We start from the raw sequence: 16,440 nt of genomic DNA, 5'->3' as shown, positions 1-16,440 counted from the left end.
TGAGAGGACTGCATCAAATGCAGTCTGCCTATGGGGGATTTTCCGGATATACGCACACAAATAGGTGATTATGTAGATTTGTTTGTTAGCTTTTTAGATTCATCACTGGAAGGATTTTTTGATTTAATTTTCTTTGTAGCATCAAGAACTATTAATGGTATAGATGATTTTTTAATGTTTATGCCTTGGTGGTTATTTATTTTAATAATAGTATTATTAGGCTGGTATTTCAGATCTGTATTTTCAGGGATTCTATATGGATTTTTTATTTTCTTAATTGGCACTTTCGGTTTATGGGAAGATATGATGACAACTATTGCTATCATAGTAACAGCTGTACTTATATGTTTAATAATTGGTATTCCGGTAGGAGTCTGGATGGCATTTAGTAAAGGTTCTTCAACGATCCTGCGACCATTGCTTGATGCAATGCAGACAATGCCGAGTTTTGTTTACTTGATACCTGCGATCTTCTTCTTTGGATTAGGTAATGTATCAGCTATATTTGCAACGTTGATCTATGCTCTACCACCGGTTATCCGTTTGACTGAACTTGCTATACGCGGGGTAGACAAAGAAGTAATAGAATCAGCGCAATCATTCGGTTCTTCTAAATGGCAAATGCTTAGAAAGGTTCAACTGCCCCAAGCGTTACCAACCATTATGGCAGGTGTCAATCAGACAACGATGATGGCATTGGCGATGGTCGTTATCGCATCGATGGTAGGTGCTTCCGGTTTAGGTGAGCAAGTATTAATTTCAATTAACCGTATCGACATTGCGTTAGGCTTTGAGGCTGGGATCAGCATTGTATTCTTAGCTATTATTATTGATCGGATCACAAACGGTGTAGCAGATAAACTTCAGAGACACAGGGGGACAAACTAATGACAACAAAGATTAAATTGGTAAATGTCTCAAAGATTTTTGGACCAAAACCGAAGTCTGTTATACCTATGATTAAGGAAGGTATGGCAAAAGATGAGATATTGGCGAAAACCAATCATACGGTTGGTGTCTATGATGCCTCGATGGATATAAAGAAAGGCGAAGTATTTGTCATTATGGGCCTCTCAGGCAGTGGAAAGTCTACACTCATTCGTTGTTTTAATTTATTAAATAAACCTACAACCGGGTCCATTTATATAGATGATGAAGATATCGTTGCCTATTCGGGTTCACAGCTTAAAAAAGTGAGACAGGAAAAGATTGCAATGGTATTCCAGCATTTCGGTTTATTTAGTCATAGAACGATTATGGCTAACGTAGAATATGGCTTGGAAATTCGTAATGTAACAAAAGAGGAACGTCGCAAGATTGCACAAAAAAATATCGAGATTGTTGGTTTAAAGGGCTATGAAGATAAATACCCTGATGAGCTGTCAGGTGGAATGCAACAACGTGTAGGGTTAGCGCGTGCATTGGCTAATGACCCTGATATCTTACTGATGGATGAGCCGTTCAGTGCACTGGATCCACTTATTCGCCGTGAGATGCAATTAGAACTTTTGGACATTCAGGAGCGGCTGCAAAAAACAATTATATTTATTACACATGATGTGAATGAAGCCTTTAAGATTGGTGATCGTGTAGCAGTAATGAAGGACGGCCGAGTGGTTCAAATTGGCACACCTGAAGAAATCATTGAAGCACCAGAAAATGACTATATATCTGATTTCATAAAGGATATTGACCGGTCTAAAGTATTTCAGGCAGAACATGTTATGATTAAGCCAAATGCTTTAGTATCCATGAAAGATGGGCTGAATGTAGCTGTCAAGGAAATGAAGGAAAACGGTATATCCAGTGTGTTTGTTGTTGATAGGGCACGCCATATAAAAGGGATAGTTACAATTGATGACGCCATAAAAGGGATTAAAGAGAAGCAGACGTTGGAAGATGTACTGCGAAGTGATATTACCATCGTAAAACAGGATGAATATGTTAATGATTTGATCCCGAAAGCATTGGAATCTATGTTCCCATTGGCAGTGGTCAATAAGGATGGTAAGCTTATTGGATTTATCCTGCGTGTCCATGTACTAGCTGGTTTAGTATCCGATGATGTTACGGAAAGTGAAGAATATCACGGTTAACCTAATTGGGAAAGCAGCTGAGCCAAAGACTTACAGCTGCTTTCTTTTATTTTACTGTTCCATAATTTTTTAATTTTACATTTACATTAAATTCTACAGATATATCAGGAAATTTCTCACGCCATTTATCTTGCGTTAATGGACTATTTCTATTTTTAGCTCTATAAATCTGACCAAAACCGAATGGGTCTGAATTTATTTCCTGCAGCTTTTCCAACAGTGTTTCGTAATTAGCTTTAATTGCTCTTTCTACTTCTTTTTCCAATACGTCTGCAACTTGCTCATCCTCTATCATTAATTCTTCAGAGAACTCCCTCAAATCAATTTCTAAGTTTATATCTGTTTTATAACGCAGCTCATCTGTATGTGTTATTTTCGTATGGCTGCTTCCACTAATATCTATTACTATATGAATGTCTTCTTTATCCGATTGGGGCCCATTTTGAGATTGAATGTATTCCTTAAATGGCTCTCTAGTAAGTCTGAGCTCAAGAGGTGCTGACTGAACTCTTTTGTGAAACAGATTGAGCCATAAAGCATCCGGTATAGAAATTTCTTCTACATACTTATCATCCTTAAAAATCCCAATCGATGTTAATTGTGGTATATCTTCTACTAAATTAATTACAGGTAAGATTGGATCTTCGCCAACGGCGGCCAGTTTATGGGTAAAGTCATGTAGTGTAACTCTTGGTATAAGGTCTTCACTGTACTCTTGTTCAATTAAATCATGCAGGTATTGCCCTACGTTAATCGATGTATTCTCCTGTCCTAATGTTAGAACCTCTTTAGCAGTAGTGTTAGTGACGGCCAATAGCATGGTGGCGGGAACGCGGGCATCTCGTACCAGTGGGGAAACATAATTAAATATACCCTCCTCTGCTGCTTCTTTTCCGTATAACATCAGACGAACTTGCCCTGGACTTAATATATAGCTGGATTTTGTGTTCGCATTTTCACGGGCTCCTTTGACAGTATACCCTAATCCTGAAAGTGTTTTGGTAACATTTTCTGCCTGGGCATCAAATTGAAAAACAATGAGTGTAGACTCAATTTGGCCATCCTGAGAATTCGAAATATCTATCCCATATGTATTTATAATTCCCAATCTTTCCAATTCTCTTGTTGGTACACATGCTGTCAGTAGTACTAACAAGATAATTAAAATATAAATAAACCTGCTATTTAGCATGAATTCCTTCTCCTTTCTTTTTTCGCCTTTTATTTTTAATTAATACGAGTGGCAAAAGTAAGAATGGATACACATAGACAAGCCATAATCCAAATTGATCTACTGCATTAATTACGCGTTGTATTTGAAAGTGCTGATCAATGAAAGTACAACCAATTAAAAGCATTAATGCAACCAAATATAAGGAAGTCTTTTGAGGGACCTTATATAGCCGTTTCATCCCGTAGGTCACGCCCCACATTAACAGAACCATATTTGGTAATATTATCATCATCCATTCGGCTACAACGACATAATCAAGACGTTCAATAAAAGAGAAGGTCTGAATTTTAAATAAGGTTAATACTGGCCATTCTCTTCGTTCCAGCTGTTCAGGGGCAAAAAATCCCATTGAAATAACTGTAGTGAGAGTAACAATTAACATTGTCCAAAAGGCTGCCAATAAAACAGGAATTTTTACTTTTTCTTTATTTTGTATGAAGGGATAAACGAGAAAAAGTATTTCTATTCCTGTAAAAGTATAGGACGTAGATTTAGCGCCCTCCATTAATTCGGTAAATGAAGCTTGAAATAAGGGCTGAAAGTGAGTTAGTTCCATCTTGAGTGCTGGTTCAATTAATAAGAATAATATCCAATGGGTCAGCATGAAAAAAATGAAACAAATACCGACAATCACACGAAATCCACCTAAAACAGTGTATACAACTAAACTCAGTAATAGCAAACCCATTATAAAATTATTTAATTCCGGGAAAATAAAAACTTTAATGACTTCTATATAGGTTATAAGGATGGACAGTAAGGCAATTGCAAAGTAGATAATATAAACGGTTCCTAGCATTTTCCCCAGCCAATTACCAAAAATATCAACCTGGATTCCGAATATATCTGCATTTTCATATTGATTAAGAATTAGAAACATAACCAATAAGACCACAACGATATAAATGAAGGCGATAATAATCGATATCCATGCATCTTGCCTTGCATTCATAAAAAGAATACTAGGAACCCCTATTACCCCTACGCCCAGTTGGATAGAGGATATAATGAAAAACAAATAAAATGCTCGAACATGCATAATCGACTTCATTTTAACGTTAATTTCCATCTGGGCACCTCACCTACTCATCAATATCGTTTTTTTCTTTAGCAGTCTTATTATTAAAACGCATCAAATCTTTTGGGCGATAAGAGACAAAGCGCTTTCCCTGAAATGTACTAGGAAATCGGAAAAATGTTTTATTAAAATCTTCCGATTGGAATGGATAGACGGGTGAAAGATATGGACGTCCCAAGGAAGTTAATTTCAGTAAATGAATGAATAAAAAACAAATCCCAAACATAATTCCAATGATCCCCAGGGTACCTGCTAATATAATCATGGGAAAACGCAGGACGCGTATCGTTGTTCCCATCAAATAGCTGGGTACAGTAAACGATGCTAATGCACTTATCGTAACAAAGATAATTAGAATATCGCTTGTAATCCCAGCCTGTACAGCTGCTGTTCCAACAACTACTCCTCCAACAATACCGATTGTTTGCCCTACCTTAGTCGGTAATCGCGCCCCAGCTTCTCGTAAAAGCTCAATCAGTAATTCGAGAAGTAACGCTTCAAATATCGGAGGAAAAGGTACCTTCGCTCTGGATTCACCGATGGATGTAAGTAACTCTAATGGGATGATCTCATAATGAAAAGTAACGGCTGCAACGTACATAGGTGTTAACAGCACAGAGATAAAAATGGAAAAAAACCGTAATATCCTTAAAAAGGAACCTGCATTCCAGCGCATATATAAGTCCTCAGTAGATTCAAAGAAACTAATAAAAGTAGTTGGGGCTATAATTGCAGTGGGACTGTTTTCTACCAATACACTAAGCCGTCCCTTCGTTATTGCGTATGAGGCACGGTCAGGAAGCTCTGTTGCATAATATTGCGGAAAAATAGTAGAAGAAGAGTCCTCGATGTATTGCATAAGTACATTGCCATCTTCTATTTCATCAACTACTAAATCCTGTAAACGCTGCCGCATCGTACTAACGTCTGTTTCATTTGCTAGAGACTTTAAGTAAAGCAGCCGTACCTCCCGAGGTGTTCTTTCACCAATTAAGAACTTTTCCAGGACTAAATCGGTTGAACGGATACGCCAGCGTATTATATTTAGGTTAGTTTCTAATGATTCGGTGAAAGCTACTTGAGGTCCGATAACTACAGATTCGGTTTCTGCCTTCTCTAATCCGCGCTTTTCTACATTTAGCATGACGTAGGATACAGCTGCATTTTCATTCTCTACGTAGACGATGACACTTCCGTTTATAAGATTCTTAAGTATATTTTCTTTCTTATCTACAGTTTCACCAGCGCTTAAAGGTATTTCGTTTAAAATAGAAGAAGTATCCCACTCCTTTTTACTTTCCAACAAAGGTTTTAATAATACGTTTTCCACTTTTTCCTTTGCAACTTGATAGGATATATAAAATACGATTAAATTTTTGTTTTGATGCTCGTAAATGGTTATGTTTAGGTCGGTGTTGTTTTCGAATTTTTCCTCGATTTGTTTCTTTAGTTCTTCAACTTTTAATGGAAAGAGGCTAGTAGTAGATTGTTTTTTTCTGCTTTTTCTCATAAGTACCCCCAACTAAACTATCGCTAGTAAGTTAGTATGTGAAAATAAGCAGGAAATATGTCTAAAACAAAAAAACTACCACATGTACGCATGTAGTAGTTCTCTGTTATTCTTAGTTATCCTTTGTTACCACATCGACTTTACCAGTACCAGGATCAATAACTAAACCATGTACTTTAACTTCAGGGGGGAGAAGGGGGTGATTGCGGATAATAGCAACACTTTGCTCTACAGATTCTTCTACGGTATCGAAACCGTGAAATTCATCCTGAAAATCAATACCTGCATGGGTAAGTGCATGTAATGTTTCTTGTGATATTCCCCGATTTGCCATCTTCTCAACTAATGCACTTGGGTCAACATGAGACATGCCACAGTCATGGTGCCCGATAACTGTAACTTCTTTGGCTTCCAGCTCGTATACAGCTACGAGGATACTTTTCATTATACTATCGAAAGGTTTGCGAATGATCGCCCCAGCATTTTTAACCATCTTAACATCCCCATTTTGGATATTTAAAGACTTGGGAAGTAACTCTACTAAGCGTGATTCCATACAAGTAAAAATAACCATTCGTTTGTTTGGTATACTTCCGGTTTTATATGTTTCGTACGCTTTACCTTCAACAAATTGTTTGTTATAATTCAGCATTTCATCTATATACACATCTTTCAACTCCTCTAATTCTAAATAAAATTCTTTATCTAAAAATATAACGTTTTTGGACCTTAATGTACATTATTATCTAAAAAAAGTTGAGTAATTGGATTCACTACGGTAGCATACTTCGCTTTCCGTGGGGTACGGCTTCAGCCTCTCCAGCAGCAAAGAATGTTTCTTTCGGGGGCTTCGGACATGTGCAGTTTCGTCAAACACGACGTTTTGGTTCAGCGAAAATTCCTCACACAACTAAAACAGTTCATATTTTCTAAGAGTATCATTTATTTTCACTTTCGAAAGGCCTTCATCTCCCTCTTAATAAAAAATTTACTTAAAATAATAAATTACAATTGTAATTGAACCCCCAAAAAACAGGCTGCGTGACTATCGACTCATTTTTCAAAAAATCAGAAAATTAGATTGTCTGGTCATGTGGAATGGTGTATTATGAAGGAAATAACATTATAAAGGGTGAGATTAATGGGAGAATTTGTTCGAAATTGTCGACTGTGTAAAGAGCCGATGGAAACAAGTCCATTTATGATGTGCTCAACGTGTCTTGTGGAAAGTGACAGAGTTAGAAGTCTTATTAGAAAAAATCCGCATGTATCTGTTGAAGAAATTTCCCTCTCTACCAATGTTTCTTGTGAAAAAGTTGAAAACATGGTTAATCTAGGTCTCAGCCTTAAGAATAATGCAGGTGTTTAACTAAAAGAGAAACTCTGAATGTAAATGAGTTTTTCTCTTTTTTTTGTATTAATAATTATAAATTGATAATAGGGCACACAATGACTTGGAGGCAGAGTTATACGTGCCCTGTTAACTTTCCCTTATATTAATAGTAATAACTATGATAAATAAAATAACTTATATATGGCTTATTTGTGACTTTGGTCACTGGCTGCACTCATGATTTTACGTATGCTTTCTTTAACTAATACCGTACTGGATATTAGAATAAAGGGGGTATTTTTATGGTTCAAACAGCAGCGTGGGTTACAAGTTTGTTCTTTATGTTAATTGTGACTGCTGTATTTGCATTTGTCGCAATGAATTCAACAGAGAAAAAAGATTATGAGCCGATTAAGAAGAAATGGTACAAGGCCCGTACATTTTATGGATCTGCACTTATCATTTTCTTTTTAATAATTACCATTTACACACTTAGAGACCTGCCATATAATCAACCAGCATATGGGGAGGGCCGTGAACCGGAGATTGTTGATGTAGAGGCATTGCAGTTTGGCTGGAATATAAGTGAAACTCAATTTAAAACAGGGGAGCCAATTGAGTTCCATGTAACGAGTGCTGATGTTACTCATGGATTTGGAATTTATGATAAGAATTTAAATTTAATAGCACAAACACAGGCTATGCCTGAGTATACGAATAAAGTATATATAACATTTGAACAGCCTGGGACATATAAAATTCTATGTATGGAGTATTGTGGGTTAGCACATCATTTAATGGTTATGGAAATAGAGGTAACGGATTAACTTAGGGGGGGGAACTATATGGATACCATGAAACAAAAGATTTCAAGATCAAGTAATAATCTCATCGTTACATATTTATCTTTTGGAGGAATTGTAATTTTAGTAATGATGATTTTTGGGATATTAATGCTGTTGGCCCAAGGGGGCGTTTTGAATTTACCGCCTGCATCTTTCTATCAATTTTTGACGATTCATGGCACAGGAATGATTGGAGCTTCAGCATTAGCAGCGTCTTCTGTAATGTGGTATTTCTTACGGAAATATGTAGAGTTATCAACGAAAGTTTTCTTATGGAATTTAGTTTTATTTACGATTGGAGTTCTTATGGTAATCATTGGCGTTTTCTCTTTTGAATATGCTAGTGCCTGGACCTTCCTTTATCCCTTGCCGGCACTTTCAGGTAATGCCTGGGGTACAACGGGAGCATTGTTATATTTATTCGGAATGTTAATCCTTGGTATTGGTTTTCTACTTTTATTTTTAGATACGGGTAGAGCAATTATTAGAAAGTATGGAAGCCTTTCTAAAGGATTGGGATGGGATGTAATTTCTGGGAAAAAAGCAGAGAAGGATTCCCCACCGAGTACTGTTGTCGCAAGTACAATGGTTACGATTGTAAACGTAAGCGCTTTAACTGCAGGAGCTATAGTATTGATTATGAATGTTATCAATGTAATAAATCCGGCATTTACTTTTGACCCACTTTTAGCAAAAAATCTGACCTTTGCATTTGGGCATATTTTTGCTAATTCTATAATTTATATGGGTGTAATAGCTGTTTATGAAATATTGTCAAAGTATACAAATCGTCCATGGAAGGTAAATAAGCCATTTTTAATTGCCTGGACAATGTCAACAGTATTTACACTTGTTATATATACGCATCATATGTTAATGGATACTGCTATGCCGAAATGGATGCTAATTATGGGTCAGGTTCTCTCCTATGCAAACGGTCTGCCTGTACTCGTAATTACAGCCTATGGGGCATTGATGATTGTTTATAAATCAGGAATCAAATGGGATATGGGTTCAGGGTTAATTTTTCTGTCGATGTTCGGTTGGGTAGTTGGAGTTGTGCCGGCAATAGTTGATGCGACTATTGTCGTAAATCATGTGATGCACAATACAAAGTGGGTACCAGGGCATTTCCATATGTATATGGGCCTTGGAGCTTGTGCAATGATATTCGGCTTTATGTATTACATCGCAAAGGAGGATAGTAATATAACAACAACACTTATTGATAAACTAGCATTCATCGGTTATACAGCAGCTATTATTGGTGTTAGTGGGTCCTTCCTTGTTTCAGGCGCGCTGAGCACACCAAGAAGATGGGCAACTCATTTTCCAGAGTGGATGGCACCTGCAAATTTTGGTGCTGCAGCAGGGGCACTGGCTGTATTTTCGTTAGCTGTTTTTATTCTTCATTTCATTCGCTATATTGGAAAGAGGAATAAAACTGATAATGTATATAAAGGTAAGAAGCTTGCCTAGATAAAACAGATATTTAATAGAAAAATGGGGGGAGCAATTTGAAGCAGACGTCGATTGGTATATTCTTGTATATTATATTACTTATCCCCTCTGTATCGGTTTATATGGAATCAATTATGGTACTGCATATGCTAGTTCAATTACCAATGTTAATACTGGTTGGATGGTTGATTGGAAAGAAAGTAATCATAAAGTATAAAGGTTTTTTTGATAAATGGAATGCTAACGGCATTCCAGGCATTGTACTTGTTGTTTTTATATCAATGTACTGGATGCTTCCACGTGCACTGGATGAGTCACTTACTGTATTGTATATTCAGTTATTTAAATTTGCCGGTCTACCTCTGCTAGTAGGTATCCCACTACGTGATAGCTGGCATAAACTCCATTCATTAGCTAAAAGTTTCGTTTATTTGAACTACTTACCTATGTTCGGATTAATGGCATGGTTGTATATCGATACCCCAATCCAGATTTGTAATAATTATCTGTTAGTGCAGCAGCGGGCGCTGGGATGGGCCCTGCTAATACTGACAGCCGCAATGATCATCTATTTGGTGCAGGTAGTGTTTACCGATCAATCAGAGGTGAAATCATAGATTTATTCTTTTAAATACAGGCTGTATTTATAAGATCTTGCACTGTACCTGTACCTGAGAAAACTCGGTACTAATATCAGTGATGCACTTTGAAGTTACTCGCCCCACCGAAAAGAAATGTTGTTTTTGACACAAGCTCTATATAAGACGAAGTAACTGCAATGTTGATTTCCGCTCCGGGCAGTCGCTTTCACCACTCCGGGTACAAGTGCAACATCTGCTCAGCTTCATTTCATTCGCTTTGCAGTGTTTTCTTTGCCGCAGGGCACGGCTTCAGCCTCGGGCTAACAGGATGTTAGTCATGAAGGCGTTGCGACAGGACGTCGCGTTTTTAGCCTTCCATCCCCACAAACCACCGCTGTGGGGTCTTCAGACACGTGCTGTTCCTGCAGGAGTCGACTGCCCTCCGCTCCAGTCAACAATCACAAAAAGCGAAAATTTATGAATTTAAGTTAGAGATAAATATATAACAGAGCACAACACTAGCGAAGTGTATTTCCGCAGTGAAATGAGAAAGCCACACTCAATAACAGCAGAATTTAAACTTTCATTACTTCGCCTTTTATATCAAGTATGAGAATTAAAAAAATAATACGTATGAAAAGAGCCTAAATACGAGAGAGGTATTACTAATTTCTCTTGTAACTAACTATAAACCTTTAGTTTCATTAAATAACATAATATGGATATTTAACATGTGAAAAAATCACATACATTTTTATAATTAATACTCTGTATTAACACTGTTGCAATAGTTTTTACTATATTTACATCAGACAAATATTGTTCACAAATGAGCATGTTAGATGTGATTTATATCACGTGTAGGCTAGTGCTTACAGACTATACTTAAGTCAAGAGATAAGATAACCATTCAGTCAAGCAGATGACAAAGACTTAACCGCAGACCAGTTCACTGATTGGGTGGAGGACTTTTGAACTTATCTACTATTAAATAATAATAAGAGGTGAGCAGAATGTTTAAAAAGTTAAGTTATGGTCTAGTTGTAGGTATGAGTATAAGTGTTCTATTGTTATCTGCATGCGGAGATGTTACAAAGGACGCTCAATCTGAGGAATCTCTTGATATGGAAAACACGGTTGAAACAGTAAATGCAGAGAAGAAAGAGTCTGAAGTGATTGCACCACATAAAGATTTGAATCAAGAGCCTGTACCAGTAGAAATGGAACGTGACGGCACAGATGTCTATGTTAAAATGACATCTCAAATTACAGATATTGAAATCGAAGAAGGATATGTGTATAAAGCATGGACGTTTAATGGAGAAGCTCCTGGTCCACTAGTTGTAGTAAATGAAGGGGACACCATACATTTCACAATGGATAATATGGATCCTGCAATTCCACACAGTATGGACTTTCACGCAGTACACACTGCTCCGGATAAAGGCTTTGCTGACGTAGGACCGAACGAAGAAGGAACGTTTTCTTATCAAGCTACAAAACCAGGTGTATTCATGTACCACTGTGGAACTGATCCTATATTATCTCACATTGCTAACGGTATGCACGGGGTAATTATTGTTCAGCCAGATGAAGGTTACCCAACGGATAATGAAGTGGATAAAGAATATGTTGTTATTCAAAATGAATGGTACAGATACAATGATTTAGACGATATGACCAACAATGTACCTTCACAAGTAGTGTTCTCAACAAAGGCATTACATGAAGGTCAGCCGAACACAAATGGTACTGTAACTGCTGTTAAGGATGAACCTTTACTTGCTAAGGTGGGCGATAAAGTTCGTATCTATATAAACAATGTAGGACCAAATGAAGTAAGCAGCTTCCACGTTGTTGGAACCATCTTTGATGATGTATATATCGATGGAAACCCTGCTAATCATTTTGAAGGAATGCAAACAGTGATGCTGCCAGCTAGTGGCGGAGCAGTAGTAGAGTTTACAGTTAAAGAAGAAGGGCTTTACCCATTTGTAACACATCAATTCAACCATGCAACAAAAGGAGCAGTAGGTTTTATTAAAGTAACTGCTGATGGGTTGGATGATGGTTCAGAAGTTAGTGGTCACTAAAAAGTAAGATCGAGCCTGACAGCTATTAAAACTGTCAGGCTTTTACTTTAAAAGAAGTGAGCGAAGGAAAAAAATTAAATAGTTAAAAAATGGTTGACTTATAATTATCTAAACACTATAATAATTGAGAATCTAAATCGAGAGGAGGTCACTACTATGCAAATCATTAATTGTGTGCGAAATAATAATTTAATAGTTACTGTGGCCTTTACCGTAAATAGCAGGATTATATTCATGTAACATTTATAATCACTCGTTTTATACATTTCAAGGCCACATCTGTCTGTGGCCTTTTTGTTATTTACAGGGCAGGTTTATGTGTAAAATGAAACCTGTTATTTAAATGCATGCGTCGGCGTAGACGTATGCATTTTTTTGTGTTTAGAGAAATTTACAGAGAAAAAAGGTGATTAAATGTTTGAGGTGTTCAAGAAATTAAATTGGTTTTTCAAACATTACTGGAAAAGGTATTTATTCGCTATTATTGCGTTGATTATAGCAAGTGCGATCGGCTTGGTCCCACCAAAGCTAATTGGGTACTCTATTGACCACATCCAATTTGAAACGTTTACGATGCAACTGTTAGTATCCCTGATTTTAGGTTATCTCGTATTACTGGTTGTACACTATGCAATTTCATTTTTATGGGATTATACACTTTTCGGAGGAGCAGTACTGCTGGAGAAATGGATTCGAAGCCGTTTGATGGATCATTTCCTTAAAATGACACCAATGTTTTTTGGAAAATATCGTACTGGTGACCTGATGGCGAGAGCTACTAATGACCTGAAAGCGATTAGTCTTACCGCTGGCTTTGGCGTTTTGACCCTGGTTGACTCCAGTATCTTCATGCTTATGATAGTAGCAGTTATGGGATTTACCATCAGCTGGCAATTAACACTTGCTGCGTTAATACCATTACCAGTCATGGCAGTGGTAATGAATAAATATGGTGCTGCTATTCATGCCCGTTTTACGAAGGCACAAGCAGCTTTTGGAGAAATGAATAACGAGGTTCTGGAATCCATTCGGGGTGTAAGAGTAATTCGTGCGTTTGTTCAGGAGAAACAGGATGCAATCCGATTCGAAAAAATGACCGATGATGTTTATCAAAAGAATATCGAGGTTGCCAAAATTGATGCGTTGTTTGAACCAACCATGAAAATTCTTGTCGGTCTTTCTTACACGATAGGACTGGGGTATGGAGCTTTACTCGTATTCGAAAATAAATTGACCCTTGGAGATTTGGTTACATTTAATGTCTATCTGGGTATGTTAATCTGGCCAATGTTTGCTGTTGGAGAGCTGATCAACATTCTGCAGCGGGGTAATGCCTCTTTAGACAGAGTGAATCAGACTCTGGATTATGAGGCTGATGTTAAAAATGCAGAAAAGATAATAGAAGTACAACATGTGGATTCGCTCCAACTTGAAAATGTCTCTTTTACATATCCTTCAACGAAAAACAATCAATTGGAGAATATTTATTTAAATGTAAAACGCGGGCAGACAATTGGAGTTGTCGGTAAAACAGGAGCGGGTAAAACGACTTTATTTAAACTGATGCTCAGACAATACGCAGGAATGAAGGGTAAGTTTAAAATATCCGGGGTAAATTTAGAAGAAATTAGATTAGAACAAATAAGGTCCTGGATTGGTTATGTACCACAAGATCAAATGATGTTTTCCAAATCAATACGTGAGAATATCCAATTTGGAAAATCGGATGCAACAGATAAGGAAATCTTCCGTGTAATGGAGTTGGCACATTTCTTAGATGACATGAAGCAGTTGCCAAACGGACTGGATACAGAAGTAGGTGAAAGTGGTGTTACGTTATCCGGCGGACAAAAGCAGCGAGTAGCATTGGCCAGAGCGTTTATTAAGGATCCGGAAATTCTTATATTAGATGATTCTATGTCAGCTGTTGACGGAAAGACGGAAGCAAGAATTATTGAACATTTAAGAAAGGAACGTAAAAATAAAACGACGTTTATTGCCGCACATCGTCTTTCAGCAGTTACCCATGCGGATCACATTATCGTATTAGAAGATGGAAGGATTTTAGAAGAGGGTACACATGAAGGACTGATTAAGCTGAATGGTTGGTACAGCGAACAATATAGTCAGCAACAGCTCGAAGAAGGGGAGGTGACCAACTAATGAAACTATCTACAGAAAAAAGACTTTTCCACTATGCCCTACATTTTAAAAAAGGGATTCTTATAGGGCTTGCATGCTTAGTTATTGCTGTGACTCTGGAACTGGCTGGGCCGTTAATTGCAAAGACAGTTATTGATGAGCATATTCTAGGTATTGAAGGTAATTGGCAGGAAGTTATGGATGAACAGGATAAATATACAGTACCCTACCAGGAAGCGTTTTATAAAAGATCTGATCGGATAACTGGAGAAGATGAGATAATGGGTGACGAGGTTACTATTTTTCAAATAGGTACAGCTTATTATTTTATTAATGAAAATGTTCCCTTACAAGGTAAACGGAGTGTGGAAAATGGCATTATTACAATACAAACTGCCGATAAAACTGTAACAGTTGAAGGTGAACAACTTGTCCTGAATGAAGTTTACCCATTTTTCAAACCAGAACAGAGGCCTATTTTAATGCTATTAAGTTTATACATGATTTTGCTGATTATTGCTGGCTTTTTTCAATTTTATCAAACATTTTTATTACAGAAATCATCCAATCAAATTGTTAAGAAAATGCGGAACGATTTATTTGCCCATACACAGCGGATCCCTATAAACTACTATGTTGATCAGCCGGCTGGGAAAATCGTAGCCCGCATTACCAATGATACAGAAGCGATTCGCGACCTGTATGAAAGAGTGCTTTCCATCGTATTCACTAGCATTATCTATATGGGTGGAATATTTATTGCGCTTTTTATACTGGACGCTAAGCTTGGGCTGATGTGTTTGTTAATCATTCCATTAATTATTGGTTGGATGAAGGCATATAAGTACTTTGGAACAAAATATAATACAGTCATTCGTTCTACTATTAGTGAAATTAATGGAAATATTAATGAAGCGGTACAGGGTATGCCAATAATTCAGGCATTCCATAGAGAAAAGAAAACCAAAGAAGAATTCGAACTGTTAAATGAGCGCCATTTCACATATCAGCGCAAGCTGGTAAAGCTAAGTGCATTAACCTTGTATAACTTGGTTACTGTATTCCGGAATTTAGCGTTTGTAGGATTTATCTGGTACTTTGGCTCCTTCTCATTGGAGCCGGGCAGTATTATTTCCATTGGGATGCTTTATGCTATTGTTGATTATCTTACACGACTGTTCGAACCTGTAACGGACATTGTTAATCAACTGCCATTAATTGAGCAGGCCAGAGTTGCGGGAAACCGTGTATTTGAATTAATGGATCACGATGGCGAAGATGTGGTCAATGACAAAGTGAGTAAGTACCGGGGAAATATTGTATTTGACCATGTTACATTTGCCTACAATGATAAGGACATTGTATTAAATGATATGTCGTTTACTGTTGGGGCTGGTCAGACAGCTGCCTTCGTAGGTCATACCGGATCAGGAAAAAGCTCGATCATGAATCTTTTATTCCGTTTTTACGATCCGCAGAAAGGAGAAATTACGATTGATGGGTATCATACAAAGGAATGGTCAAGGCAACAAGTAAGAAGTCATATGGGGATTGTTTTACAGGATCCATTCCTCTTTTCAGGGACTATTATTTCAAATGTTACTATGAATGATCCTACTATTAGCCGTGAACATGCAATCCACGCATTAAAAGCGGTAGGCGCTGATCGTTTTATTGAAAAACTTCCAAATAAATATGATGAAAAGGTGACAGAAGGTGGAAGTACATTCTCATTAGGCGAAAGACAATTATTATCCTTTGCACGCGCCCTTGCCTTTGATCCGGCAATTCTTATACTGGATGAAGCAACAGCAAATATTGATACAGAGACAGAAAGTATTATTCAGAGGGCATTGGAAGTATTGAAGGAAGGGAGAACAACCCTGGTAATCGCTCATCGATTATCAACGATTCAGCAAGCTGATATTATTTTCGTACTTGATCATGGTACTATAAAAGAACAGGGTAATCATACTGAACTAATTGATGAGAAAGGTTTGTATTACCAGATGTATCAAATGCAGCAGGGTAAATTAAAAAGTAAAGCTGTTTAAAAGCGGACCATGA

12 protein-coding genes are annotated in these 16,440 nt (G+C 37.3%); 8 read left to right on the top strand and 4 right to left on the bottom strand.

Annotated elements, in window-relative coordinates; translation table 11 throughout:
• Window positions 1–30 precede the first annotated feature (30 nt).
• Together QGM71_RS09560 and QGM71_RS09555 are read left to right on the top strand one after the other, a co-directional pair.
• Window positions 31–888: an ABC transporter permease gene (locus QGM71_RS09560; RefSeq protein ID WP_327607315.1), complete on the top strand. Its 858-nt coding sequence runs from the start codon at window positions 31–33 to the stop codon at window positions 886–888.
• On the top strand, window positions 888–2,096 hold the full coding sequence (locus QGM71_RS09555) for a quaternary amine ABC transporter ATP-binding protein (RefSeq protein ID WP_327607314.1): 1,209 nt from the start codon (window positions 888–890) through the stop codon (window positions 2,094–2,096). Before QGM71_RS09560 ends, QGM71_RS09555 begins: the two co-directional genes overlap by 1 nt.
• A 46-nt stretch (window positions 2,097–2,142) precedes the next feature.
• Here QGM71_RS09555 and QGM71_RS09550 read toward each other — a convergent pair whose 3' ends face one another.
• From QGM71_RS09550 to QGM71_RS09535, 4 genes are all read right to left on the bottom strand, one after another.
• Window positions 2,143–3,288 carry a Ger(x)C family spore germination protein gene (locus tag QGM71_RS09550; protein ID WP_327607313.1) on the bottom strand — a complete coding sequence of 382 codons (1,146 nt, stop codon included), beginning with the start codon at window positions 3,286–3,288 and terminating at the stop codon, window positions 2,143–2,145.
• Entirely contained in the window at window positions 3,278–4,399 is a 1,122-nt protein-coding gene (locus QGM71_RS09545) for a GerAB/ArcD/ProY family transporter (protein ID WP_327607312.1), read from the bottom strand. The genes QGM71_RS09550 and QGM71_RS09545 overlap by 11 nt, the downstream gene beginning before the upstream one ends.
• 13 nt (window positions 4,400–4,412) lie before the next feature.
• Window positions 4,413–5,918 (bottom strand): spore germination protein, encoded by a 1,506-nt coding sequence (locus tag QGM71_RS09540; protein ID WP_327607311.1) that lies wholly within the window; start codon window positions 5,916–5,918, stop codon window positions 4,413–4,415.
• 112 nt (window positions 5,919–6,030) lie between these two features.
• The gene (locus QGM71_RS09535) at window positions 6,031–6,570 is read right to left on the bottom strand and encodes a beta-class carbonic anhydrase (RefSeq protein WP_327607406.1); all 540 of its coding nucleotides are present in this window, start codon (window positions 6,568–6,570) and stop codon (window positions 6,031–6,033) included.
• 983 nt (window positions 6,571–7,553) lie between these two features.
• Here QGM71_RS09535 and QGM71_RS09530 point away from each other — a divergent pair.
• From QGM71_RS09530 to QGM71_RS09505, 6 genes are all read left to right on the top strand, one after another.
• Window positions 7,554–8,078, top strand: coding sequence for a cupredoxin domain-containing protein (locus QGM71_RS09530; protein ID WP_327607310.1), 525 nt, complete (start codon window positions 7,554–7,556; stop codon window positions 8,076–8,078).
• A gap of 18 nt (window positions 8,079–8,096) precedes the next feature.
• Window positions 8,097–9,575 (top strand): cbb3-type cytochrome c oxidase subunit I, encoded by a 1,479-nt coding sequence (locus tag QGM71_RS09525; protein WP_327607309.1) that lies wholly within the window; start codon window positions 8,097–8,099, stop codon window positions 9,573–9,575.
• A 38-nt stretch (window positions 9,576–9,613) separates the two neighbouring features.
• Window positions 9,614–10,174: a hypothetical protein gene (locus tag QGM71_RS09520; RefSeq protein WP_327607308.1), complete on the top strand. Its 561-nt coding sequence runs from the start codon at window positions 9,614–9,616 to the stop codon at window positions 10,172–10,174.
• A 977-nt stretch (window positions 10,175–11,151) separates the two neighbouring features.
• Window positions 11,152–12,231, top strand: a complete 1,080-nt coding sequence (locus tag QGM71_RS09515; RefSeq protein WP_327607307.1) for a multicopper oxidase domain-containing protein — start codon at window positions 11,152–11,154, stop codon at window positions 12,229–12,231.
• A gap of 414 nt (window positions 12,232–12,645) precedes the next feature.
• Window positions 12,646–14,394, top strand: a complete 1,749-nt coding sequence (locus tag QGM71_RS09510; protein ID WP_327607306.1) for an ABC transporter ATP-binding protein — start codon at window positions 12,646–12,648, stop codon at window positions 14,392–14,394.
• Entirely contained in the window at window positions 14,394–16,427 is a 2,034-nt protein-coding gene (locus tag QGM71_RS09505; RefSeq protein ID WP_327607305.1) for an ABC transporter ATP-binding protein, read from the top strand. The genes QGM71_RS09510 and QGM71_RS09505 overlap by 1 nt, the downstream gene beginning before the upstream one ends.
• Window positions 16,428–16,440: the final 13 nt, after the last annotated feature.

It is taken from the genome of Virgibacillus tibetensis (assembly GCF_036026595.1).
GTDB lineage: Bacteria > Bacillota > Bacilli > Bacillales > Amphibacillaceae > Virgibacillus_P > Virgibacillus_P tibetensis.
The sequence above is the reverse complement of the archived record's forward strand: the minus strand, read 5'-3'. Positions and strand labels throughout refer to the sequence as shown.

What these genes read in the sequence shown, in the direction of transcription:
- QGM71_RS09560 (WP_327607315.1), top strand. Translation starts at nt 31, where the DNA reads ATGGGGGATTTTCCGGATATACGCACACAAATAGGTGATTATGTAGAT.
- QGM71_RS09555 (WP_327607314.1), top strand. Translation starts at nt 888, where the DNA reads ATGACAACAAAGATTAAATTGGTAAATGTCTCAAAGATTTTTGGACCA.
- QGM71_RS09550 (WP_327607313.1), bottom strand. Translation starts at nt 3,288, where the DNA reads ATGCTAAATAGCAGGTTTATTTATATTTTAATTATCTTGTTAGTACTA.
- QGM71_RS09545 (WP_327607312.1), bottom strand. Translation starts at nt 4,399, where the DNA reads ATGGAAATTAACGTTAAAATGAAGTCGATTATGCATGTTCGAGCATTT.
- QGM71_RS09540 (WP_327607311.1), bottom strand. Translation starts at nt 5,918, where the DNA reads ATGAGAAAAAGCAGAAAAAAACAATCTACTACTAGCCTCTTTCCATTA.
- QGM71_RS09535 (WP_327607406.1), bottom strand. Translation starts at nt 6,570, where the DNA reads ATGCTGAATTATAACAAACAATTTGTTGAAGGTAAAGCGTACGAAACA.
- QGM71_RS09530 (WP_327607310.1), top strand. Translation starts at nt 7,554, where the DNA reads ATGGTTCAAACAGCAGCGTGGGTTACAAGTTTGTTCTTTATGTTAATT.
- QGM71_RS09525 (WP_327607309.1), top strand. Translation starts at nt 8,097, where the DNA reads ATGGATACCATGAAACAAAAGATTTCAAGATCAAGTAATAATCTCATC.
- QGM71_RS09515 (WP_327607307.1), top strand. Translation starts at nt 11,152, where the DNA reads ATGTTTAAAAAGTTAAGTTATGGTCTAGTTGTAGGTATGAGTATAAGT.
- QGM71_RS09510 (WP_327607306.1), top strand. Translation starts at nt 12,646, where the DNA reads ATGTTTGAGGTGTTCAAGAAATTAAATTGGTTTTTCAAACATTACTGG.
- QGM71_RS09505 (WP_327607305.1), top strand. Translation starts at nt 14,394, where the DNA reads ATGAAACTATCTACAGAAAAAAGACTTTTCCACTATGCCCTACATTTT.